A 23,199-nucleotide genomic window follows, 5' to 3' on the forward strand; every position below is an offset into this window, starting at 1 on the left:
CCCGAGGTGCCCGGAATTCCGGAAATATCGCGCTATCTTGCTTCGGGTGATCCAGGCCATCGGACTGACCAGCAACCCTCGCAAGGAGCTTCCGCCCGCTGTCGACGACGTGTCCTTCGAGGCGCGCGCGGGCCACGTCACCGCGGTCCTCGGAGTCCCGGGCGCGGGCAAGACGACTGCGCTGAAGCTCATGCTTGAACTCCAACAGGGCCGCGGAATCACCTACTTCAGAGGCCGCCCGCTGCATCGGATCGCCCATCCGTCGCGTGAAGTCGGGGTGCTCCTGGGGGAGGTGCCCGGTCACCCGGCGCGGACGGTCCGCGGCCAACTCCGCATGCTGTGTGCCGCCACTGGTGTGCCCGTGGGACGCGCGGACGAAGTACTCGATGTTGTCGGGCTCGTCAGCCTCCGCGACGAACGCCTGGGCACGCTCTCGCGCGGTATGGATCGCCGCCTCGGCCTGGCGTGCGCACTCCTGTCCGACCCGCACACCCTCGTCCTCGACGCCCCTGCCGAGGGACTCTCCGCCGGCGAAGGCCGCTGGATGCACGGAATGCTCCGCGCGCACGCGGCCCAGGGCGGCACCGTGCTGTTCACCACGGACGACCCCAAGGAGGCCGCGCGAACCTCCGACCGGGTCGTCACGCTGGAGGAGGGGCGGCTCGTCGCGGACCAGGAGGTCGCGGAGTTCGCCCGCACCCGGCTCCGCCCCCGGGTCGCGGTCCGCAGTCCGCACGCCGTCCGGCTCAGCGCCCTGCTGGCCAAGGAGGCACGCACCGCACAGCGCTCGATCGAGGTCGTCCGCGAGGACGGCAACCGGCTCTTGGTGTATGGCAGCACATGCGCCGACGTCGGCGAGACCGCCTTCCGGCACGGCGTCCTCGTACATCAACTCGCCGACGAGACCGGCGACATGGGGCCCGCCGCTTCGCCGTCCGCCGAGGGGGACGCACACGCGGCGGAAGGGCCTCGTCCGGCCGAGACCCTGGCCTCGACCACCCTGCCTCCCCTCCCGCCCCCCATCGCCGTACGTCAGGCCCCGAGCCCGCTGCGTCCCCTGCGCTATGAGCTGCGCCGCGCCGCCGGAGTGGGCACCGGCTACCTCACGGCGGCCGCCGTTCTCGTCACGTCGGCCCTCCTGTCCGTCCTCCTGGCCAGAATCGGTCACACGCCCCAGCCGCGTCTCCTTGCCGCCTGGCCGCGGGAATTTCCGCTGCCGCCCGCCGCGCTCGGCGCGGGTCTGCTCGGCGCCATCGCCTTCGGTGACGAATTCCGCCACCCTGCTCTGGCCGCGGACCGCGGGACTGTCCCCCGACGCATGGGACTGCTCGCCGCCAAACTCCTCGTCGCCTCTGCCACGGCGCTGACGCTGGCCTTCCTCACCGTGGGATGCGACCTCGAAATGCTGTACCTCGTCTACGGACGGGAGCTCACCGATGTTCCCGCGGACTGGCTTGCTCTGAGTGCGAGTTGGATCGGCCTCGTGGTGGGCTGCGCCTGGGCAGGTGTGCTGGCCGCGGGAACCTTCCGGTCCACGACCGCCGGGCTCGCGGCGGTGGTCGCGGTGCCGGTCCTCGTCGTACCGCTCGTACAGAAGACCTTGGAGGGGCCGTCTGTGCGGACCGCGGCAGGGTTCCCCCTGAGGCTGCGCGAGCTGGTGCTGATGCAGTGGCCGTTCGGGGGCGAACGCTATCTGGCGGCCGTCGTGCGGGTGATCGCCCAACCCGTGGGCGGTGCACTGATGTTGTCGCTGACCGCCCTGCTCTGCGCATATCTGCTCACGACCCTGCGGAGCAGGGTCCGATGACGACCGTCCGGACCCTTCCGTTCCCGCCGTGTGCACAACTCCCCGAAGAAAGCCCATTTCTTTCCGATAAGGCGTCAATTGCGACGGGGTGAGCGATCACCCTTTCGTGTGCTTTTCACCAAAGACCTCAAGGGAGTTGGAGCCAACGCCGACAAAGGATCCGTGAGTACCCTTGCGCAGACCATGATGACCGCCGCCCGCTCCGCCGACTCCGGCCTGGCCGGCCCGGGCGAACTCGACCGCTACCCCTATGCCGAGGCCTCTGGTGCCGACCGCGTGGGCGCCCCCGCGTGGGAGAGCGCGGACCCGGAGCTCGGCCGTGTGGGCCGACGCGCCGCGGGCAGCCGCGGACGCGGGCTGCACGGCCAACTCGTCCAACAACTGGGCCAGATGATCGTCTCCGGCGACCTGGGCGCGGACCGCCCACTCGTCCCCGAGGAGATCGGCCAGCGGTTCGAGGTCTCCCGCACCGTCGTCCGTGAGTCTCTCCGGGTCCTGGAGGCGAAGGGGCTCGTCAGCGCCAGGCCGAACGTCGGCACGCGCGTGCGCCCCGTCAGCGACTGGAATCTCCTAGACCCGGACATCATCGAATGGCGGGCCTTCGGGCCGCAGCGCGACGATCAGCGACGTGAGCTGAGCGAGCTGCGCTGGACCATCGAGCCGCTCGCTGCGCGCCTCGCGGCCGGGCACGGCCGCGAGGAGGTCCAGCAGCGGCTCAGCGACATGGTCGAGATCATGAGCCATTCCATGGCGCAGGGTGACTCGCTCACCTTCTCGCGGGCCGACGCTGAATTCCATTCGCTGCTCATCCAGCTCGCGGGCAACCGGATGCTGGAGCACCTCTCAGGGATCGTGTCGGCGGCCTTGCAGGTCTCCGGCGGCCCCGTCACCGGCTGTGACCGGCCCAACGACGTCTCCCTGGCGCACCACGCGCGCATCGTGGACGCCCTCGGCGCGTCGGATGGCGCGGCGGCGGAGACGGCCATGCGTCAACTGCTCACCGTGCACCCCGAGGTGGAGCGCGTGGTGCCCGCGCCGCGCGAACACTGACCGCGCACCGAGGGCGGCGCGGTCGGGGGCGTATGCCCTCTGGTGCCATCGCTTGGCCGGCTGGTGCCATCGCTTGGCCGGCGAACCATCTCCCGTCGGACCCCTGTCGGATCCTTCGTGGACCCGGCGGGGTCCGGGGGCGCGATGTGGCGGAGGCCATCGACTGACCCCTTTCTTCCGTATCTGCCTGCTTTTGGGCGCTTACGGGGTGTGACTCGGGCCACGCAGATTGGGCGTAACGCTCTTCGGAACAGCGCGATGACCTAAGAGGTGACAGCCGAGGAGGGAATACGGACGCCGTTTACGGCGCTGTGTATCTTCCCGGCCCCCGCCCGCGCCGTCGGCCCATCCCCAAGCCGGCGGTCGTCGGTTCCTGTCCACGGTGGACGGGGCCGGAAGCCGTTTTCCAACGTTCCGAGAGGTTGTTCGTGTCGGCCAGCACATCCCGTACGCTCCCGCCTGAGATCGCCGAGTCCGTCTCTGTCATGGCGCTCATTGAGCGGGGAAAGGCTGAGGGGCAGATCGCCGGCGATGACGTGCGTCGGGCCTTCGAAGCTGACCAGATTCCGGCCACTCAGTGGAAGAACGTACTGCGCAGCCTCAACCAGATCCTCGAGGAAGAGGGTGTGACGCTGATGGTCAGTGCCGCGGAGCCCAAGCGCACCCGAAAGAGCGTCGCAGCGAAGAGTCCCGCCAAGCGCACCGCCACCAAGACCGTGGCGGCGAAGACGGTGACCGCCAAGAAGGCCACCGCCACCGCTGCTCCGGCAGTGCCTGTCGCCGACGATCCGGCTGAGGACGCGTCCGTCCAGAAGGCCCCTGCCAAGAAGGCGACCGCCAAGAAGGCCGTCGCCAAGAAGACGGTCGCCAAGAAGACGGCGGCCAAGAAGACCACCGCCAAGAAGGACGACGTCGAGCTGATCGACGACGAGGCGGTCGAGGAGACCCCGGGCAAGCCCGGTGCCGAAGAGCCCGCCGAGGACGGCGCTCAGGGCTTTGTGCTGTCCGACGAGGACGAGGACGACGCGCCCGCGCAGCAGGTCGCTGCTGCCGGTGCCACCGCCGACCCCGTCAAGGACTATCTCAAGCAGATCGGTAAGGTCCCGCTGCTCAACGCCGAGCAGGAGGTGGAGCTCGCCAAGCGCATCGAGGCCGGTCTGTTCGCCGAGGACAAGCTGGCCAACGCCGACAAGCTCGCCCCCAAGCTCAAGCGCGAGCTGGAGATCATCGCCGAGGACGGCCGCCGCGCCAAGAACCACCTCCTGGAGGCCAACCTCCGTCTGGTGGTCTCCCTGGCCAAGCGCTACACCGGCCGCGGCATGCTCTTCCTGGACCTCATCCAGGAGGGCAACCTCGGTCTGATCCGTGCGGTCGAGAAGTTCGACTACACCAAGGGTTACAAGTTCTCCACGTACGCCACCTGGTGGATCCGCCAGGCGATTACCCGCGCCATGGCCGACCAGGCTCGCACCATCCGTATCCCGGTGCACATGGTCGAGGTCATCAACAAGCTCGCGCGCGTGCAGCGTCAGATGCTTCAGGACCTGGGCCGCGAGCCCACCCCGGAGGAGCTGGCCAAGGAACTCGACATGACCCCGGAGAAGGTCATCGAGGTCCAGAAGTACGGCCGCGAGCCCATCTCCCTGCACACCCCGCTGGGCGAGGACGGCGACAGCGAGTTCGGTGACCTCATTGAGGACTCCGAGGCCGTCGTCCCTGCCGACGCGGTGAGCTTCACGCTCCTTCAGGAGCAGCTGCACTCCGTTCTCGACACCCTGTCCGAGCGCGAGGCGGGCGTCGTCTCGATGCGCTTCGGTCTCACCGACGGTCAGCCGAAGACCCTCGACGAGATCGGCAAGGTGTACGGCGTGACCCGTGAGCGGATCCGCCAGATCGAGTCCAAGACGATGTCGAAGCTGCGTCACCCGTCCCGCTCCCAGGTCCTGCGCGACTACCTCGACTAGGTCTCGGCCATACGTCACTGAGGGCCCGACTCCCACTGGGAGCCGGGCCCTCGGCGCGTACGCGGAATGCGTGCACGCGCGTGCTGGATCACTCTGGGTGTTCCATGACCATCCCAGAGTGAGGAGCGCCCATGCGCCGTCCCTTTGCCTCAGTGCTGGCCCTCGCGGCCACCGCAGCCGCGATACCGCTGGCGGCCCCCGCCCCGGCGGCTGCGGACAGTGTCGTCATAGGAGGCTTTCCGGTCGAGATCTCCGCGAGTCCGTGGACAGTGGCGCTGTCCAGTCGTGACCGGTTCGGGGGTACACGGGCGGGGCAGTTCTGCGGAGGAGTGGTGATCAGCCCGTCCCAGGTCCTGACCGCGGCCCACTGCCTGGGCACGGAGGTGCTGGGGGCGCCGCCTGAACAGACGCGTGACCTGAAGGTCGTCGCCGACCGCGGGGACCTTCTGTCGAACGACGGCAAGGAGATTTCCGTACGCGACATCTGGGTCAACCCGGGTTACGACGCCCATACGAACGCCGGAGACTTCGGCGTGCTCACGCTCGCCACCCCGCTCCCCGAGAGCTCGGTCATCCGTATGGCGCCTTCGGGAGACCCGGCGTACGAGCCAGGTACGGATGCCGTTGTCTACGGCTGGGGGGACACGACCGGTGGTGGAGACTACGCCGGCAGTCTCAGGGCCGCGCGCGTGAACGTACTTCCTGATGCCGCCTGTAAGGCGGCCTATCCGGGCGACTCCGACGGCACGTATCAGGCTGCGTCGATGCTGTGCGCCGGGGAGACCGAGGGCGGGCGGGACGCCTGCCAGGGGGACAGCGGCGGACCGCTGGTCGCCCAGGGGCGGCTCATAGGCCTGGTGTCCTGGGGGAGCGGCTGTGGGCGGGCGGGGAGCCCGGGGGTCTATACGCGGGTCTCGGACGTGGTCCGGACTCTGGGGAAAAAGAAACGCTGAACGCCATATGTGATCGCCGACCGCGACGTACTGACGCGGGCTGGGAGCCGCTCGAGGCTCCGTCCTGACGCGTGACGGGGGCCGCTGGGGGCAATGTCTCTCACGCGCGGCGGGAGGCCCTTGAGTGGAGTGGGGGTGCGGTACGAGTATGGGCGGCCACTCTCTGTGTCCAGAGAGTGGCCGCCCGCTCGCCGACCTATGCCGGCACTCGCTCGTCGTTGATGCGAAGTGTCAGCGCTCTTCGTCGTTGACGCTTTCGGGAACGGATGTCAATCGCTCCGTCTCGTCCTGTATCTCAGCGGCGATCTTCTTGAGTTCCGGCTCAAACTTGCGACCATGGTGGGCGCAGAAGAGCAGTTCTCCGCCGCTCAGGAGGACGACGCGCAGATATGCCTGGGCGCCGCAACGGTCGCAGCGGTCAGCGGCCGTCAGTGGGCTCGCGGGGGTCAGAACAGTAGTCACGTCGCCTCTTCTCTAGCTCGACGAGCTGTCGTACCAGGGTCAACATCCAACCAGGCCGAAAACGTTCCCGCTCGTGGCTTTCCCTCGAAAATTTCTCTTCGGGGCGGCTGTCTGCTGCCGGGTGGCGGCGAATGAGCCGTATTGCGTGTGTTCGCGTCTTACGGGTTCGCGCAGTCTGTCAGGGTCAGTCCTCCCGGCGGGGTGCCGGTTGTTCATGAGGACGTGCCCCGAGGCTAAATGGTTCATGCCTGGAAGGGAACGTGATATGTACTTCACTCCATCGAGGGATCGAACACCCATGCGACTCTGGACTAGTCTGAGTTCTTGCGAGGGTGGCGTTACAAAGGCTCTACCAGGCCTCGGTACCCTCTGAGCGGCGACCGAAGCCGGGCCCTTACCCAAAAGGGCCCCATCTGAAATTCAGCGAGGAGCGAACCGCGTGACCGCCGAAACGTCCGTGCCGTCCACAGCGCTGCTGGCAGGAGCAGACCGGGACGGTTCCAACTACACCGCGCGGCACCTGCTCGTCCTCGAGGGGCTCGAGGCCGTACGCAAGCGCCCGGGCATGTACATCGGATCGACCGACAGCCGCGGTCTGATGCACTGCCTCTGGGAGATCATCGACAACTCCGTGGACGAGGCCCTTGGGGGCTACTGCGACCACATCGAGGTGATCCTGCACGACGACGCCTCGGTGGAGGTGCGGGACAACGGCCGCGGTATCCCGGTCGACGTGGAGCCCAAGACGGGCCTCTCGGGTGTCGAGGTCGTGATGACCAAGCTGCATGCCGGCGGCAAGTTCGGCGGCGGCTCTTACGCGGCCTCCGGCGGTCTGCACGGCGTGGGTGCCTCCGTGGTGAACGCGCTCTCCGCCCGTCTGGACATCGAGGTGGACCGCGGTGGCCAGACCCATGCGGTGAGCTTCCGGCGCGGTACTCCGGGTGCGTTCAAGTCGGACGGTCCTGAGGCCGCCTTCGACGCGACCAGCGGGCTGCGCAAGATCAAGCGGATCCCCAAGACCCGCACCGGCACGCGCGTGCGTTACTGGGCCGACCGCCAGATCTTCCTCAAGGACGCCAAGCTCTCCCTGGAGAACCTGCACCAGCGCGCCCGCCAGACCGCGTTCCTGGTGCCCGGCCTGACCATCGTCGTTCGTGACGAGTACGGGCTCGGCGAGGGCGGCAGCAAGGGCGAGGAGTCCTTCCGCTTCGACGGCGGAATCAGTGAATTCTGCGAGTACCTGGCCACCGACAAGCCTGTCTGCGATGTCCTCCGCTTCTCCGGGCACGGCACCTTCAAGGAGACGGTCCCGGTTCTCGACGACCACGGGCAGATGACGCCGACCGAGGTCACGCGTGAGCTCGGTGTCGATATCGCGCTGCGCTGGGGCACCGGCTACGACACGACCCTGAAGTCGTTCGTGAACATCATCGCCACCCCGAAGGGCGGCACCCACGTCGCGGGCTTCGAGCAGGCCGTCGCCAAGACGATGAACGAGGTGCTGCGCGCCAAGAAGCTGCTGCGTGTCGCCGAGGACGACATCGTCAAGGACGACGCTCTCGAGGGCCTGACCGCCGTGGTCACGGTGCGTCTCGCCGAGCCGCAGTTCGAGGGCCAGACCAAGGAGGTGCTCGGCACCTCGGCGGCCCGTCGCATCGTGACGAATGTGGTCTCCAAGGAGCTCAAGGCGTTCCTGACCTCGACGAAGCGGGACGCTGCCGCGCAGGCGCGCGTCGTCATGGAGAAGGCCGTCGCCGCCGCCCGTACGAGGATCGCCGCCCGCCAGCACAAGGACGCCCAGCGCCGGAAGACGGCCCTGGAGTCCTCCTCCCTGCCCGCCAAACTCGCAGACTGCCGCAGTGACGACGTGGAGCGCAGTGAGCTCTTCATCGTCGAGGGGGACTCCGCGCTCGGTACGGCCAAGCTCGCCCGGAACTCCGAGTTCCAGGCGCTGCTGCCGATTCGCGGCAAGATCCTCAACGTTCAGAAGGCGTCCGTGACGGACATGCTGAAGAACGCCGAGTGCGGCGCGATCATCCAGGTCATAGGAGCCGGGTCGGGACGGACGTTCGATATCGACGCGGCGCGCTACGGGAAGATCATTCTTCTCGTCGATGCCGATGTCGACGGCGCGCACATCCGCATTCTGCTGCTGACGCTGTTCCAGCGGTACATGCGACCCATGGTCGAGGCGGGGCGGGTGTTCGCGGCGGTGCCGCCGTTGCACCGTATTGAGCTCAGCCAGCCCAAGAAGGGTCAGGACAAGTACATCTACACGTACTCGGACCGTGAGCTGCGGGAGACGCTGCTGGAGCTGCAGCGCAAGAACGTGCGGTACAAGGACTCGATCCAGCGTTACAAGGGTCTGGGTGAGATGGACGCCGATCAGCTGGCCGAGACGACGATGGATCCGCGGCACCGGACTCTGCGGCGGATCAACATCTCCGACCTCGAGGCGTCCGAGCAGGTGTTCGATCTGCTGATGGGGAACGATGTGGCGCCGCGCAAGGAGTTCATCTCCAGCTCGGCGGCGACGTTGGATCGGTCGCGGATCGACGCGTAGGCGCTGCTGCTGGGCTGGGCGATTCGCTGTCTGTCTGTCTGTCTGTGGGTGGGGCGGGGCCTGGCGGTGGGTGGTTCCGCGTTTCCGCCGGTGGGCGGTTCCGCGTCCGCCGTTGGGTGGGTCGGGGCCGTGCCGGTACATCCGCCCCGTCGCCGGTGGCAGATCGCTTGGGCTGCAGGGTCCTGCCTGTTGGCAGCCGCGTAAGCGACGGGGCATGTGATGTACCGGCACGGCCCCTTCCGTGGTCTGGCGACTGCGGGCGCGTGGGGGTGCGCCGCGTCGATGACGGCGGGTGGGCGGGGCGTGCGGCAGCCGTTGCGGGTGGGCGGGGCGTGCGGCAGCCGTTGCGGGTGGGGGGTGTGGGTTCGGCGGTGGGTACGTCCCATCGTTCGCCCGCTCGCCGGCCCTCCACTCTGCCGGCACCATTCGGCCGCCCGGCGTTCGACGACGGGGCCGTCAGGTCTAGGGGGCTTCTGATGGATCTCCGCGGCGTCGCGACGCCCGGCACGCTCCCCCACTGCCTTAAGGGCGTGGGAGGTGCCCCCACTCGCCGCACCGGATAGAAGCCCTAGTAGCTCCTCCCCCACGCTCGGCTTCGCTCGCGCGGGGGGACCCCCATCGAGGACTTCCGCCCGGCACGCCGAGAGCACGCACCGAACGCCGCTCCTTCTTCCACGGAGATCCATCAGAAACCCCCTAATCGCGGCCCTGGGGGCCGCCGCCCCGAGGGTCGGGATGGGTAGGGGCGGAGGGGGCGAAAGGCCCTTGGCCTGGCCACCCGGCCTCGGTGGCCGGAAGCGGGTCTCCACCCGTGGGTGGAGGCGTGGGGCGGTGGGGGATCCACCCACGATCCACCCCGGCTCCGATCTGCTGACCAGCCGATTTCCGTAGCGTCGAAGGCGTCGGCAGTTCCCGCTGTCGGTACCCGCCCTTCCTCGCCCACGGAGGCTGTGATGTCCGGGCTCGCCAATGCCTTGGTGATCTGCGCCGTTGTCGTACTCGTGATCGCGCGCCAGTTCCGCACCCGCAGGATCAGCACGGACAGGCGCTGGTGGATCGTGCCCGCCGTCCTGGTCTTCATCGCTGTGCGGGAGCCCGGATTGATCGACCCCCACCACCGGACCGAGGCCATCCTCCTGCTCGGCACCGAACTGCTCATAGGCCTGGCCATCGGGGCCGGCTGGGCATGGACCACGCGGACCTGGGCGGAGCCGGACGGCTCGGTGTGGAGCAAGAGCACCAAGGCCAGCGTGGCCGTATGGATCGTGGGCATAGGTCTGCGCGTGGGCCTGTTCGGCATCGGAGCGCTGCTCGGCGTCCACCAGGGCTCCTCCGCTCTGTTGCTCGCACTCGCCGCGACCCTGCTGGTGCGCACCGGTCTCCTGGTCTGGCGCTCGCAGTCCCTGAGCTCGGCGATCGGGCAGGGCACGGCGTACGGTGACGGCGTGCCCCTGGGCTCGCGGAAGGAGCACGTGTGACCGAGAACGCCTGGAATCGCTGGCCTTCCCGCGAGGCGCTCTCCCGAGAGGGAGTGCCGAGGGCCCGGCGCGCGCTCGCCTGGACCACGAGGGCCCTCGCCCTGGGTGCGCTCATCGCGTCGACCTTCGCGAACAGCCACTTGCACGCTTGGGGTGCGGCGGCGGGCGTTGTGGGAATCCTCGTGTGCGCAGTCGCCGCGCGGGCCTTCTGGCGGACCACGCTCGAACACCGCCTGCTGCCCTCCCTGGGGCTCCTCGCTCTCCTGCTCGCCATCGCGACCGTGGGGCAGGGCATGGGCTTCCGGGTACCGGCTCTGGTCCTCTGGTGCGGGTGCGCCATCAGCGCCATCGAACGGCTGCCTCTCGCGGCGGCACTGCCCGTCGCCTCGGTGGCACTGGGCGCGTACGCGGCGGTCAACAACGATGTGTGGCTGACCACGGTCGCCACGACGGTGGGGCTCGTCCTGGGCGGTTACGTGTTGCGCCTGGACGCGGAGGCTCGCGGCAGCGCCCATCGGCTGCTGGCCCAGGAGCGTGCGGCACGGCTGGCCGAGGCGGAGTCGGCGGCGCTCGCCGAGCGGACCAGGATCGCCCGGGAGATCCACGATGTGCTGGCCCACAGCCTCTCGGCGCAGCTTGTGCATCTCGAGGCGGCCCGGCTGCTCATCGAGCGGGGCGCGGACCGGGAGACGATTCTCGAACGGGTCGTGGCGGCACGCGGCATGGCCCGTGAGGGGCTCGCGGAGACCCGGCAGGCGCTCTCCGCGCTGCGCGGCGAGATGTCCCCGGTGGAGGACTTCCTGAGCGAGCTCGTCGCCACGGCCGACGGCGCCGAGGTCACCGTGACGGGCGAACGGCAGGCGCTCCCCGCCGAGGCCTCGCAGGCAGTACGCAGAGTCGCGCAGGAAGCTCTGACGAACGCGCGCAAGCATGCTCCGGGCGCCAAGGTCCACGTGCGGCTGGTCTACGGCGAGCACGAAGTGACCTTGGACGTACGGGATTCGGGCGGGCCGCCGGGCGAGCTCAGCGGCTCGGGAGCCGGGTACGGTCTGCTGGGCATGCGAGAGCGTGCCGAGTTGCTGGGTGGCTCGTTGGACGCCGGGCCTGACGAGGAGGGGTTCGTGGTGACGCTGAAGGTGCCCGTATGACAGAGACGGAGGAGGCGGGCAGGAAGCCGGCGCGGGTCGTGGTGGCGGACGACCAGACCGTGGTGCGCGAGGGCATTGTGATGCTGCTGGGGTTGTTGCCCGGGATCGAGGTCGTCGGAGCGGCCGGCGACGGGGACGAGGCAGTGGAGCTTGTCGCCGAACTCGCTCCGGACGTTGTGCTGATGGACCTGCGCATGCCCCGTTGCGACGGTGTCGAGGCTACTCGGCGCATCCGAGCCGAGCACCCTGGGACGCAGGTCGTCGTGCTCACGACGTATGCGGACGACGAGTCGTTGTTTCCCGCGCTCAGAGCAGGGGCTCGTGGCTATCTGACCAAGGACGCGGGGGGCGACGAGATCGTACGGGCGGTGGAGAGTGTGCTGTCCGGAGACGCGGGGCTCTCACCGAGCATTCAGCGGCGACTGCTGGAGCGGCTGTCGGAGCCGAAGGCGGAGCCGGCCCCGTTCACCGAGGCGCCGGACGGGCTCACCGCACGCGAGACCGAGGTGCTCCTGCTGATCGCGGAAGGGCTCAGCAATCAGGAGATCGCTCGCAAGCTGCATGTCTCCACGGCCACGGTGAAGACCCACATCAACAACCTCTTCGCCAAGACGGGACTCAAGGACCGAGCTCAGGCAGTCCGTTACGCCTATGGAAAGGGCCTCGTACGGCCACCGGTGGACTGAGTCACCTGATGGGGTGAAGAGCACGGGGAGAAGAGTCCGGGATCTTCCCGATCTGCCCATCCTTGGGCACGCGGCCGAAACGGGCTGCGGACAAGGAGAGTTCGGTGGAGAAGCACGACGGCGGCGACACCGGGAAGGTCCGGTTCGACGACCCCTGGTACGACGCGCTCGCCTCCGGCTGGGGTGAGTTGGACGGCACGGGTGCGCCCGCTTCTGCCGTGCCGGCCGCGCGCCCGGAGTACGAAGGGCGGATGGGCGGGACGGCCGACGTCTATCTGGAGGTGCAGCGCAGCGCCGCCTTCCAGGAAGTGCGCAGGCGGTACCGGAGGTTCGTGGTCCCTGGCGTCGCCCTGTTCTTCACCTGGTATGTGGGCTATGTGGTGACCGCGACGACGGCGCCCGGGTTCATGGCCAGGCCCGTCGCCGGTGCTGTGAACGTGGCGCTGCTCGCGGGGCTCGGGCAGTTCCTCACGACGTTCCTGTTCACCTGGGCGTACGCGCGGCATGCGCGGCTGCGCCGGGACCGGGCCGCGCTCGATCTGCGCTGGGACACCCAGGAGCTGACGCGGAACGTCAGAGGTGGTGAGCGGTGACCGGCAACCATCAGACGCTGGCGCTGCTGCTGTTCAGCGTGTTTGTGGCAGTGACTCTGGCGATCACGACATGGGTGAGCCGTAACCGGCATGGTTCGGCGGAGGAGTTCTATGCCGGCGGGCGGTTGTTCTCGCCGATGGAGAATGGTTTTGCCATCTCCGGCGACTACATGTCGGCGGCTTCGTTCCTGGGTGTCACAGGGCTCATCTCGCTCTATGGCTACGACGGGTTGTTGTACGTCGTGGGGTTTCTCGTGGCCTGGCTCGTGGTTCTCTTCCTGGTGGCCGAACTGGTGCGCAACTGCGGACGGTTCACCCTCGCCGACGTGGTCGCGGCCCGGATGAGCGAGCGACCGGTGCGGATCGCGGCGGGAACCTCCTCGGTGACCGTGTCCGTTCTGTATCTGGTGGCGCAGATGGTGGGAGCGGGCAGCCTGGTCGCTCTGCTTCTCGGGGGTACGAGCGAGGCCGCACGGAACTGGACGGTGATCGGCGTCGGCGCGCTCATGGTGATCTATGTGTCGTTGGGAGGGATGAGGGCCACCACATGGATTCAGATCGTCAAGGCTGTGCTGTTGCTGAGCGGGGCGATGGCGCTGACCGTGCTGGTCCTGGTGCGTTTCCACGGGGACTTCAACGAGCTGCTGCGTTCGGCGGCGGACCGCAGCGGGCATGGTGAGGCCTTCCTCGCGCCAGGGCTGAAGTACGGCGGGAGCTGGACCGCGCGCTTCGACTTCATCAGCCTGGGCCTGGCTCTGGTGCTCGGCACGGGCGGGCTGCCGCACATCCTGTCCCGGTTCTACACGGTGCCGACCGCGCGGGCCGCGCGCCGTTCTGTGGTCTGGTCGGTCGGGCTCATCGGGGGCTTCTATCTGATGACGATCGTGCTGGGCTTCGGTGCGGCCGCGCTCGTCGGCCCGGAGGCGGTGCGTGGGTCGAACGCGGCGGGGAACACGGCGGTTCCCTTGCTGGCACTCGATCTGGGTGGCGGCGTGAATTCCACGGGGGGAACGGTTCTGTTCGCGATCGTCGCCGCCATCGCCTTCGCCACCATCCTGGCGGTTGTCGCCGGAATCACCCTCGCCTCCTCGGCGTCCGTGGCCCACGACCTGTACGCGTCGTTGCGTCGTCGGCACGCGAAGCCGCGCAGCGAGGTGGCCGTGGCACGTGCGGCGGCTGTCGGGATCGGCGTCGCCGCGATCGCGCTCGGGCTGCTCGCCCGCGATCTCAACGTGGCCTTCCTGGTGGGTCTCGCCTTCGCGGTCGCCGCGTCCGCGAACCTGCCGGTGCTGCTGTACTCGCTGTTCTGGCGGTCCTTCACGACGCGCGGCGCGGTGTGGGCCGTATACGGCGGCCTGGTGCCCGCGCTGGCGCTCGTGCTCCTTTCACCGGTGGTGTCGGGGAGCCCCGAATCGCTGTTCCCGAGTGTGGACTTCCAGTACTTCCCGCTGCAGAACCCGGGTCTCGTCTCGATCCCCCTGGGCTTCCTCGCCGGCTGGCTCGGCACGGTGACGTCCGCGGAGCCGCCCGACGAGGCCAAGCACGCCGAGACCGAGGTGCGCGCGCTCACCGGAGCCGGGGCCGTCTGAGGGCGCCTCCAGAGACGTACGCGGCGAACCGGGGAAGCCGAAGCCGCCGCGCACGGACCGTCCGGGCCTATGGAGCAACCCACGCGTACCGATGCTCGGGCCGCCCCGTGTCTCCGTACTTGAGTGAGAGACGCAGACGTCCGGCCTGTTCGAGGTGGCGCAGATACCGCTGGGCGGTGGATCGGCTGAGGCCGGTCTCGGCGGCGACTTCGTGCGCCGAGAGCGGGTGGCTCGCGCGGTGCAGTACGTCGCAGATGAGGTCTGTGGTCGGCTCCGAGTGACCGCTGGGCAGCCCCGGTGACGAGGGCGCGGGCGCGGTGCGCAGGGCGCCGAAGATGCGGTCGACCTGCTCTTGGCCCGCCACGCCGCGGCCGCCCACCCGGTCGACAGTACGGCGCAGGGCGGCGTAGGACTCGAGGCGGGTGCGCAGGGCCGCGAAGGTGAACGGCTTGACCAGATAGTGCAGGGCGCCCAGGCGCATCGCTGCCTGCACGGTGACCACGTCACTGGCCGCGGTGATCATGATGACGTCGGTGCCATGACCGTGCTCGCGCATCCGGTGGACGAGTTCGAGGCCTGTCCGGTCGGGCAGATAGTGGTCGAGCAGCACCAGGTCGATGGGCGCACGCTCGACGGCGGCCATGGCCTGGGCAGCACTGTGTGCGCGGGCGGCCACCCGGAAGCCGGGAACCTTTCCCACGTACTTGGCGTTGATCTCGGCGACGCGGAAGTCGTCGTCCACGACCAGGACGTCAATCATCGGGCCTCTTTTCCCTCAAGGCCTGGCGAGCGTTAAGCCCGTGTTTCGGCTCCGCTGTTGTAGCGCGAGCAAAAAGAGCACAACAGGCTGTTGCAAGCAAAAGAACTCCATGTGCCCAGAAGACTGATGCTGTGGCCCGCGCCACATCTACCGTCCCCGGCCATGAGCGCAGACACCAGCCCCGCCATCGAGCTACGGGGCGCGAGCAAGATCTTCAAGACCCCGTCAGGGGGTCTGCACACGGCGGTCAGGGAGCTGGACCTGACCATCGGCCAGGGCGAGTTCGTAGCCGTCGTCGGCCCCACCGGTTGTGGGAAGTCGACCACGCTGACCCTGGTGAGCGGGCTCGAAGAGCCCACCGAGGGCGAGGTCCTGGTTGCCGGTGAGCCGGTAGCCGGCGTCGGCGACAAGGTCGGCTTCGTCTTCCAGCAGGACGCCACGTTCCCCTGGCGTACGGTCCTGTCGAATGTGATGGCGGGCCCGCGCTTCCGCGGTGTGCCCAAGGCGGAGGCGAAGCGGAAGGCGCGCGAGTGGCTGGCCAGGGTCGGGCTCGCGGCCTTCGAGGACCGTTATCCGCACCAGCTCTCCGGCGGCCAGCGCAAGCGTGTCGCCCTCGCCGCGACCTTCGTCAACGACCCCGAGATCCTGCTGATGGACGAGCCCTTCTCGGCGCTCGACGTGCAGACCAGGGCCCTGATGTCCGACGAACTGCTCGAACTGTGGGAAGGCACGGGCGCCTCGGTCGTCTTCGTCACCCACGACCTGGAGGAGTCCATCGCGCTCGCCGACAAGGTCGTCGTGATGACCGCCGGCCCCGCCACCGTGAAACACGTCTTCGACATCGATCTGCCACGACCGCGCAAGGTCGAATCAGTGCGCCTGGAGCCGCGCTTCATCGAGATCTATCGCGAGATCTGGGAATCGCTCGGCGAAGAGGTCCGCATCACCCGCGAGAGGGGTGCGGCGAATGTCGCCTGACATCATGCCCGAGGCCGTTGTCGCCCTGACGATGACCGAGCCCGGCAACAAGGGGCGTACACACTCCCGCGCCCAGGCCGCACGCAGACGCAAGGCCATCGTCGCCGCTGCCCGCGCACTGCTTCTGGTCGCCGTGCTCGGCCTGTGGGAGGTGTTCGCGCGGGCCAAGGTCATCGATCCGTTCAACTTCTCGATGCCGTCGAAGATCTGGGACCAGATCTACACGTGGGTGATGCACGGGACCGCGCTCGGATCGTTGGGGGAGCAGGTCTGGTACACGCTCCACGAAGCGCTGCTCGGTTGGGTCATCGGTGTGGTCGCCGGTGTGGTCTTCGGTATCGCGCTGGGGCGGATCGCCTTCCTCGCCGATGTCTTTGGTCCATACATCAAGGTGCTCAACTCGATACCGAGGATCGTCCTTGCGCCCATCTTCGTGATCTGGTTCGGGCTCGGGCCGGCCTCCAAGGTGGCCTCGGCCGTGGTGCTGGTCTTCTTCCCGGTCTTCTTCAACGCCTTCCAGGGCGCCCGGGAGGTCGACCGCAATCTGGTGGCCAACGCCCGGATCCTCGGCGCCAGCGACCGCCGGGTGACGCTTCAGGTCGTCATCCCGTCCGCCACCTCGTGGATCTTCACCAGCCTCCATGTCAGCTTCGGCTTCGCGCTCATCGGCGCCATCGTCGGCGAGTACATCGGCGCCACCAAGGGCATCGGCCTGCTCGTCGCCCAGTCGCAGGGCACCTTCAACGCGGCCGGTGTGTACGCCGCGATGGTCATCCTCGCGGTCGTCGCCCTGCTGGCCGAAGGACTGCTGACCTTCGCCGAGCGCCGCATCTTCCGGTGGAAGCCGTCGGACTCCGACCGCTGACCCGTCGTCGCAGGTACCAACCCTCTTCTCTCACAAGGACGTGACCCACCATGCGCAAGACCGCCAGATACTCCGCGCTGGCAGCCGCCGGTCTGCTCGCCCTCACCTCGCTCACCGCCTGCGCCAACGACGCGGCCAGTACCACGGCCGACTCCGGCAGCAATGGGGGTGGCGGCAAGGGTGAACACGTCAAGATCATGGTCGGCGGCCTGGACAAGGTCATCTACCTGCCCGCGATGCTCACGCAGCGACTCGGCTACTTCACGGACGAGGGCTTGGATGTTCAGCTCCTGAGCGAGCCCGCCGGTGTTCAGGCCGAGACCGCCCTTGTCTCCGGACAGGTGCAGGGAGCCGTCGGTTTCTACGACCACACCCTGGATCTGCAGACCAAGGGCAAGTCGGTCGAGTCCGTCGTGCAGTTCTCCCACGCGCCCGGCGAGGTGGAGATCGTCTCCAACAAGCAGGCGGACGACATCACTTCGCCCAAGGACTTCAAGGGCAAGAAGCTCGGCATCACGGGACTCGGCTCCTCGACCGACTTCCTCACGAAGTACCTGGCGGTCAAGAACGGCGTGAAGGTCAGCGAGTTCACACCGGTCGCCGTCGGCGCCGGGCCGACGTTCATCTCCGCCCTCCAGAAGGGGGCCATCGACGGCGGCATGACGACGGACCCGACCGTCGCCACGGTCATGCAGAAGAACCTCGGCAAGGTGCTCATCGACATGCGTACGCCGCAGGGGTCGCAGGAGGCGCTCGGCGGGCCGTACCCCTCGTCCAGCCTCTACATGCAGACGGACTGGGTGAACGGCCACAAGGAGACGGTCCAGAAGCTGGCCAACGCCTTCGTGAAGACCCTCAAGTGGATGTCCACGCACAGCGCGTCCGACATCGCCGCCAAGATGCCCGCCGACTACTCCCAGGGCAACAAGACCCTCTACGCCGGGGCGATCCAGAGCACGCTGCCGATGTTCACCAAGGACGGCGTGATGCCCAAGGACGGCCCCGAGACGGTCGAGAAGGTCCTCAAGGCGTTCAACCCCAACATCAAGAACGCCGATGTGGATCTGAGCAAGACGTACACCACGGAGTTCGTGCAGAACGCCACCGGCTGAGTCCGCGAGGAAGGCCGGCGACGGCCTTCCTGAACAAGCCACCGGCTGAGCTCTCCTCGCGCGCGTACGGCTGTGCTCCCCTGACAGCCGTACGCGCGGTGGTGCGCGGCCGCTTCCCCCGCACTGCCGGCTGTGCACTCAGGCGCGGGTCGCCCAGACGTAGCGATGCTCCGGGCGGCCCGCGTCGCCGTACTTGAGGGTCAGCCTGGCCCTCCCGGTGCGCTCCAGGAGCTTCAGGTAGCGCTGGGAGGTCTGCCGGCTCAGCCCGGTCTCCTCCGCGACCTCCTGGGCCGACAGCGGGCCCTCCGCGTTCATCAGGGCGCGGCGTACCAGCTCCGCGGTGGTGGGGGAGTGGCCCTTGGGCAGATCCGGCTCCGCGCGCGCCGACAGGGCGCCGAAGATCCGGTCCACCTCGGACTGTTCGGCCTCACCGCCGCCGTCGAGGGTGCGGCGCAGATCCGCGTACGCCTCCAGCTTGGCGCGCAGGCCCGCGAAGGCGAACGGCTTCACCAGGTACTGGAGCGCGCCCTGCCGCATCGCGGCCTGAACCGTCGAGATGTCACGGGCCGCGGTCACCATGATCACGTCGGTCTGGTGGCCGCGTCGGCGCATCTCCTGGACGACCGCGAGGCCCGTCTCGTCCGGCAGATAGTGGTCCATGAGGACCAGGTCCAGGTGGGGCAGCGCCTCCATCCGGCTCAGCGCCTCGGCCGCGCTGTGCGCCTCGCCCGCGACATGGAAGCCCGGAACCTTCTCCACGTAGGCGGCGTTGACCCGCGCGACCCGGGTGTCGTCGTCCACGACCAGGACTTCGATCATCGCGACTCCTCCTTGGCGTCCGTGGCGTCCATGGCAGTGGTGGTCTCCGCAGAGAGGGACGGGCCCGGCACGAGGTGGGGCTCGGGCGCAACGGCCGCATCAGGTGTCGTCGGACCCTGGGGCTCCGGGGCGAGCCCCGGCTCGGTAAGCGCCTCCGGCAGAACGACCGTGAACTCCGCGCCCCCGCCGTCCGCCTCGGTCACCGCGGCGCCGCCGCCCTGCCGCTCGGCGAGCCGGCGCACCAAGGAGAGGCCGATCCCGCGCTTGCCGTGCGCCGGAGGCTTCTTGGTGGTCCATCCGTCGGTGAAGATCAACTCCCGCCGCTCCTCGGGGATTCCGGGGCCGGTGTCCCGTACCCGCAGTACGGCGGTACGCCCCTCGGCGCGCAATTCGACCTCCACGCGCGCGTGGGGCGTGCCCGCGACGGCGTCCAGCGCGTTGTCGACGAGATTTCCGACGACGGTGACCAGTCCTCTCGGGTCGATCAGCCGATCGGGCAGCAGGGTCCGGTCCGAGATCCACAGGGCGACACCGCGCTCGGCCGCGACGGTCGCCTTGCCGACCAGCAGGGCGGCGAGCAGCGGGTCGTGGATCTTCTCGGTGACCTGTTCCGCGGTCACCCTGTGGTCGCCGACCACCTCTCCGACGAATTCCACGGCGTCGTCGTACATCTCCAGTTCGAGCAGCCCGAGGAGCGTGTGCATGCGGTTGGCGTGCTCGTGGTCCTGGGCGCGCAGTGCGTCGATCAGACCGCGTGTGGAGTCGAGTTCGCGGCCCAGCTGCTCCAGTTCCGTGCGGTCGCGCAGGGTGGCGACGGCGCCGCCGTCGTTGGTGGGCATGCGGTTGGCGACCAGGACGCGCTGGCCGCGGACGGTCAGCAGGTCGGTGCCGGTGACGCGTCCGGCCAGGACGTCCGCCGTACGACCCTCGCCCAGCGCCTCGTCCAGGGACTTGCCGACGGCCTCGTCGCCGATGCCCAGCAGCCGCCGTGCCTCGTCGTTGAGCAGCCGGATGCGGCCGCCGCGGTCGAGGGCGACCACGCCCTCCCGGATGCCGTGCAACATCGCCTCGCGCTCGGCGAGCAGCGCCGAGATGTCGGAGAAGGCCAGGTCCCGGGTCTGCCGCTGCACCCGCCGGGAGATCAGCCAGGCTGCCAGCGCACCCACCGCGAGAGCACCGCCGGCGTAGGCGAACAGCCCCGGGATCGCGCTGATCAGCCGGGCGCGCACGCTGTCGTACGCGATACCGACCGAGACGGCCCCGATGATCCGGTGGTCGGCGTCGTACAGGGGCACCTTGCCACGGGCCGAGCGGCCCAGGGTGCCCTTGTCGATCTCCATGACCTCCTTGCCGGCCAGGGCGTCGCGCGGGTCGGTGGAGACCTGGCGGCCGATCTCGCTGGGGGTGGGATGCGACCAGCGGATCCATCGCCGGTCCAGCACCACGATGTATTCGGCGTTCGTGGCGTGCCGGATCCGCTCGGCCTCCTTCTGCACCGGGCCGTTCCTGGTCGGCGGGGTGTTCTGGACGCCTTCGGCGATCTGCGGGTCCTGTGCCGTGGTCTGGGCGATGGCCAGGGCGCGGCGCATGGCCTCCTGGTCCAGCTGCTTGCTCAGCGGCGCCAGGAACAGCCCGGTGGCGAGCACGGCGACTCCCGCGGCGATCGCCACCTGCATCAGCAGCACCTGGGAGAACACCCGGCGCGGCAGACCGAGGCGCAGTCGTCGCGCGGGGGGAGTGGGGCTCATACGTAGACGGTACGGGGGCGTGCGGGCTCCGCCGTAGGGGTGTGGCATGGATCTCTTGATCGTCCGGAGTGGGAGCAGTCGCAGCGCTCGGAGGACGTGCGGGCATCGTGTCGGAGCTCAGCCGGTCGTGCGGGCGTCCCATCGGGAGGAAGGCGCATCGACGGGACAGCATCGACGGGACAGCGTGGAGCGGCCCGGTCCGGGATCCGCCGTCAGCAGGGCACGGCGAGCGCCGACCGCGCCAGTTCCCGCACCGCCACTACGTCCATCCGGGCCGGCGACCCCAGGGCCGAACCGCAGCTCTCCGGGCGGGGCGGCAGCGAGGCGCCCCGCGCGACGATCACGCGCCACAGGCGGCCGTCGGCGTGGGCGACGGTGACTTCCCAGCGCGGGGCGGCGCCATCCGTGCGAACCACGGTCAAGGCATCGGCGGCATGCTCTCCGGTGGCCGTACGCACGGCCAGCTCGGCCGCCTGGCCCGGCCGCTCCCAGGCCGAGCTCCCGCGGCATCCCTCGGTGATCACACGCCCCTCCTGGACGCCCTGGAGGATCTCCTTGACGGCGTGGGCCTCGGCGCGCCCGTACGCGTATCCGTACGGCAGGACGAGCAGCGTGGGTGAGAAGCGGTGACCGCCGAGGTGGGTGACCTCCCAGGTGCCCTCCACCCCGGAGGCGGCCAGCTGGGCCGCGAGGGGGCGTCCGAGCAGGGCGCAGCAGCGGTCGCGCTTGCCGTTGGTGCAGACGAGGGCGAGTGGGCCACCTATGTGGGGCCGACCCTGGAGAGCCGTGTCGAACGTATGGGGGTCACCCATGCCGAGCGCGGCGAAGTCGAGGTTGAGTGCCTGCTCCGGGTCGGATGTTGTGGCGCTGTGCAACCACGCGTTTCCCGGAGTGGTGTGGGCCGCATACACCTGGCGCTCGGAGGGCGTACCGCAGTCGGCGTGCCGTCCGGGGCGGCGGATGAGTGCGATCCGTACGCCGGTGCCCTCCGCGGCCGCTTCGAGAGCGCGGCCGAGCACGGGGTCCAGGTGGCTCGAAGTGAGCGCCTTCGCACCCCAGGGACCGGGCTGCTCGATCAACAGCCAGGTCCTCGCGGTGGCTGCGGTCCCCGCGAGGGGCTCGTCGAGGTGCCGCGACGCGGTCGTGCACGTACTCACAGAGGTGAGCCTAACCTGACTTGGGGCAGGGTGGCTTCCAGCCGCGCGGACGGGGGCGCATTTTGGGCGCTCTCGGCGCGCGGCAGGGCATGGGGGCGCTCACCCGGGGAGCGCCCTCCCTGCCTGCGCCCCTTGCAGCAGACCGCCTCAGCCGGGCAGGGGCTGTGGTGGGCGCGCGCCCACGTACCGACCGCTGGGGCGCATGCGCAGCGGGTGCTCCTCGTACTCCTCCAAGGTGTGGGCGATCCAGCCCGCCGTGCGGGCGATGGCGAAGACCGTCTCGCCCGCGGAGGCCTGCATGCCGGAGGAGACGGTGAGGACCGCCAGGGCCAGGTCGACGTTGGCGTGCAGGTGCGTGTGGCGGGCGGTGGTGGTGACGATGTCGTGGGCCGCCGCCAGCGCGGGCGCCGCGCCGGGGACCTCCTCCAGGAGGGCGAACAAGGCACGCGCGCGTGGATCCTCGCCGGGGTAGATCCGGTGGCCGAGCCCCGGGACGCGGCGTCCGGCGCGCAGCTCGTCCGCGACCACGGGAGCCGCGGTGCCGCGGTCCAGCACGTCGAGGAGCAGCCGGTGCGCGAGTCCGCTGGCCGCGCCGTGCAGCGGGCCTTCGAGCACGCCCAGGCCGGCCGACACGGCGGCGTACGCGTGGGCCCGGGCCGACGCGGCGACCCGGACCGCGAGCGTCGAGGCGGCCAGGTCGTGGTCGACGAGCAACCCAAGTGCCGTGTCCAGCACACGCAGTGACGCGTCGTCGGGCGTACGGCCGGTGAGCCGTGCCCACAGGCGGTGGGCCAGCGGGCCCTCGTCGCGGTGGTCGTGTCTCATGGGCGGCAGTGCGGCGACGAGCGTGGGGATGAGGGTGCGTCCGGTGCCGAGGACGGCATCCTCGGAGAGGTCGAAGCGCAGCGGGTCGGCGGTCGCCGCGGCGATCGTGGCGACGCGCAGCCGGTCCGTCGGGCCGCTGTGCTCGGGCAGCGCGTCGACCGCGCGGCGGGCGACGGCGACGGACGCCTCCGGGGCGGTGAACGTGACGCCGGGGCGCAGCTCTCCGGTCCACAGCCATTCGGTGATCTCTTCGTAGGAGTACCGCGCGGCCAGTTCGGTCGCGTCGACGCCACGAAAGTAGTACCGGTCCTTGTCGATCAGGGTGATGCCGGTACGGACCGAGAGTTCGCCGCCGGTGCTCGAACTCCCGCCGCTCTCCCGTCTGTTGCGCCGCGCGAGCGCCTCGACTTCCTTGGCGTCGAAGGTGCTCCCACGCCCTCCGGGTTCGCGCCGGCTGCTGAGCTGACCGCGGCTCACATACGCGTACACGGTCTCCGGCTTCACCCCGAGCAGCTCGGCGGTCTCCTTGGTGCTGAGCCGTCGGCCCTCGTGCCCTGGCGCTGCCGCTTCTCGATCCCTCATGGCGTCACCGTATCCATGTATCGGCACATTGATTTAATCAACATTGACAGAAATTGAGTC

At 69.3% G+C, this 23,199-nt stretch carries 19 protein-coding genes; 13 read left to right on the forward strand and 6 right to left on the reverse strand.

Translation table 11 applies throughout. The features are described from left to right. The first annotated feature begins 46 nt into the window (after positions 1–46). The 4 genes from IEY95_RS24285 to IEY95_RS24300 all read left to right on the forward strand — a co-directional run bounded on the left by IEY95_RS24285 (position 47) and on the right by IEY95_RS24300 (position 5,774). The gene (locus IEY95_RS24285) at positions 47–1,807 is read left to right on the forward strand and encodes an ABC transporter ATP-binding protein (protein WP_189188231.1); all 1,761 of its coding nucleotides are present in this window, start codon (positions 47–49) and stop codon (positions 1,805–1,807) included. A 162-nt stretch (positions 1,808–1,969) separates the two neighbouring features. After that, positions 1,970–2,857, forward strand: a complete 888-nt coding sequence (locus tag IEY95_RS24290; RefSeq protein ID WP_189188232.1) for a FadR/GntR family transcriptional regulator — start codon at positions 1,970–1,972, stop codon at positions 2,855–2,857. Positions 2,858–3,285: 428 nt separating this feature from the next. Next, positions 3,286–4,821 (forward strand): RNA polymerase sigma factor, encoded by a 1,536-nt coding sequence (locus tag IEY95_RS24295; RefSeq protein ID WP_189188233.1) that lies wholly within the window; start codon positions 3,286–3,288, stop codon positions 4,819–4,821. Between the two features lie 131 nt (positions 4,822–4,952). Next, positions 4,953–5,774: a serine protease gene (locus IEY95_RS24300; RefSeq protein ID WP_189188234.1), complete on the forward strand. Its 822-nt coding sequence runs from the start codon at positions 4,953–4,955 to the stop codon at positions 5,772–5,774. 231 nt (positions 5,775–6,005) lie between these two features. Here IEY95_RS24300 and IEY95_RS24305 read toward each other — a convergent pair whose 3' ends face one another. Next, complete coding sequence (locus IEY95_RS24305) at positions 6,006–6,236, reverse strand: DUF7455 domain-containing protein (RefSeq protein ID WP_121406526.1); 231 nt, start codon at positions 6,234–6,236, stop codon at positions 6,006–6,008. Positions 6,237–6,675: 439 nt separating this feature from the next. Here IEY95_RS24305 and IEY95_RS24310 point away from each other — a divergent pair, with 439 nt between their 5' ends. From IEY95_RS24310 to IEY95_RS24335, 6 genes are all read left to right on the forward strand, one after another. Then, complete coding sequence (locus tag IEY95_RS24310) at positions 6,676–8,799, forward strand: DNA gyrase/topoisomerase IV subunit B (protein ID WP_189188235.1); 2,124 nt, start codon at positions 6,676–6,678, stop codon at positions 8,797–8,799. Between the two features lie 953 nt (positions 8,800–9,752). Then, on the forward strand, positions 9,753–10,277 hold the full coding sequence (locus IEY95_RS24315; protein WP_189188236.1) for a DUF1453 family protein: 525 nt from the start codon (positions 9,753–9,755) through the stop codon (positions 10,275–10,277). Next, positions 10,274–11,425 carry a sensor histidine kinase gene (locus IEY95_RS24320; RefSeq protein WP_189188237.1) on the forward strand — a complete coding sequence of 384 codons (1,152 nt, stop codon included), beginning with the start codon at positions 10,274–10,276 and terminating at the stop codon, positions 11,423–11,425. Before IEY95_RS24315 ends, IEY95_RS24320 begins: the two co-directional genes overlap by 4 nt. Continuing rightward, on the forward strand, positions 11,422–12,111 hold the full coding sequence (locus tag IEY95_RS24325) for a response regulator transcription factor (protein ID WP_189188238.1): 690 nt from the start codon (positions 11,422–11,424) through the stop codon (positions 12,109–12,111). The genes IEY95_RS24320 and IEY95_RS24325 overlap by 4 nt, the downstream gene beginning before the upstream one ends. Before the next feature lie 104 nt (positions 12,112–12,215). After that, positions 12,216–12,704, forward strand: a complete 489-nt coding sequence (locus tag IEY95_RS24330; RefSeq protein ID WP_229703285.1) for a DUF485 domain-containing protein — start codon at positions 12,216–12,218, stop codon at positions 12,702–12,704. Further along, positions 12,701–14,293, forward strand: a complete 1,593-nt coding sequence (locus IEY95_RS24335; RefSeq protein ID WP_189188240.1) for a monocarboxylic acid transporter — start codon at positions 12,701–12,703, stop codon at positions 14,291–14,293. The genes IEY95_RS24330 and IEY95_RS24335 overlap by 4 nt, the downstream gene beginning before the upstream one ends. 67 nt (positions 14,294–14,360) lie before the next feature. Here IEY95_RS24335 and IEY95_RS24340 read toward each other — a convergent pair whose 3' ends face one another. Continuing rightward, on the reverse strand, positions 14,361–15,053 hold the full coding sequence (locus tag IEY95_RS24340) for a response regulator (RefSeq protein WP_189188241.1): 693 nt from the start codon (positions 15,051–15,053) through the stop codon (positions 14,361–14,363). 162 nt (positions 15,054–15,215) lie between these two features. Here IEY95_RS24340 and IEY95_RS24345 point away from each other — a divergent pair, with 162 nt between their 5' ends. From IEY95_RS24345 to IEY95_RS24355, 3 genes are read left to right on the forward strand one after another with little or no spacing between them, the layout of a single operon-like run. Then, positions 15,216–16,031, forward strand: a complete 816-nt coding sequence (locus IEY95_RS24345; protein WP_189188242.1) for an ABC transporter ATP-binding protein — start codon at positions 15,216–15,218, stop codon at positions 16,029–16,031. Beyond that, positions 16,021–16,896 (forward strand): ABC transporter permease, encoded by an 876-nt coding sequence (locus IEY95_RS24350; RefSeq protein WP_189188243.1) that lies wholly within the window; start codon positions 16,021–16,023, stop codon positions 16,894–16,896. The genes IEY95_RS24345 and IEY95_RS24350 overlap by 11 nt, the downstream gene beginning before the upstream one ends. A gap of 50 nt (positions 16,897–16,946) precedes the next feature. After that, complete coding sequence (locus IEY95_RS24355) at positions 16,947–18,008, forward strand: ABC transporter substrate-binding protein (RefSeq protein ID WP_189188244.1); 1,062 nt, start codon at positions 16,947–16,949, stop codon at positions 18,006–18,008. Positions 18,009–18,146: 138 nt separating this feature from the next. Here the strand turns inward: IEY95_RS24355 and IEY95_RS24360 are convergent, their stop codons facing one another. The 4 genes from IEY95_RS24360 to IEY95_RS24375 all read right to left on the reverse strand — a co-directional run bounded on the left by IEY95_RS24360 (position 18,147) and on the right by IEY95_RS24375 (position 23,139). Beyond that, positions 18,147–18,827: a response regulator gene (locus IEY95_RS24360; RefSeq protein ID WP_189188245.1), complete on the reverse strand. Its 681-nt coding sequence runs from the start codon at positions 18,825–18,827 to the stop codon at positions 18,147–18,149. Then, positions 18,824–20,575 (reverse strand): ATP-binding protein, encoded by a 1,752-nt coding sequence (locus IEY95_RS24365; RefSeq protein ID WP_189188246.1) that lies wholly within the window; start codon positions 20,573–20,575, stop codon positions 18,824–18,826. Before IEY95_RS24365 ends, IEY95_RS24360 begins: the two co-directional genes overlap by 4 nt. Positions 20,576–20,787: 212 nt before the next feature. Further along, positions 20,788–21,732, reverse strand: a complete 945-nt coding sequence (locus IEY95_RS24370) for a ferredoxin family protein (protein WP_189188247.1) — start codon at positions 21,730–21,732, stop codon at positions 20,788–20,790. Between the two features lie 147 nt (positions 21,733–21,879). Continuing rightward, on the reverse strand, positions 21,880–23,139 hold the full coding sequence (locus IEY95_RS24375; RefSeq protein ID WP_189188248.1) for a citrate synthase: 1,260 nt from the start codon (positions 23,137–23,139) through the stop codon (positions 21,880–21,882). Positions 23,140–23,199 lie beyond the last annotated feature (60 nt).

Source organism: Streptomyces albiflavescens (assembly GCF_014645835.1).
Taxonomy (GTDB): Bacteria; Actinomycetota; Actinomycetes; order Streptomycetales; family Streptomycetaceae; genus Streptomyces; species Streptomyces albiflavescens.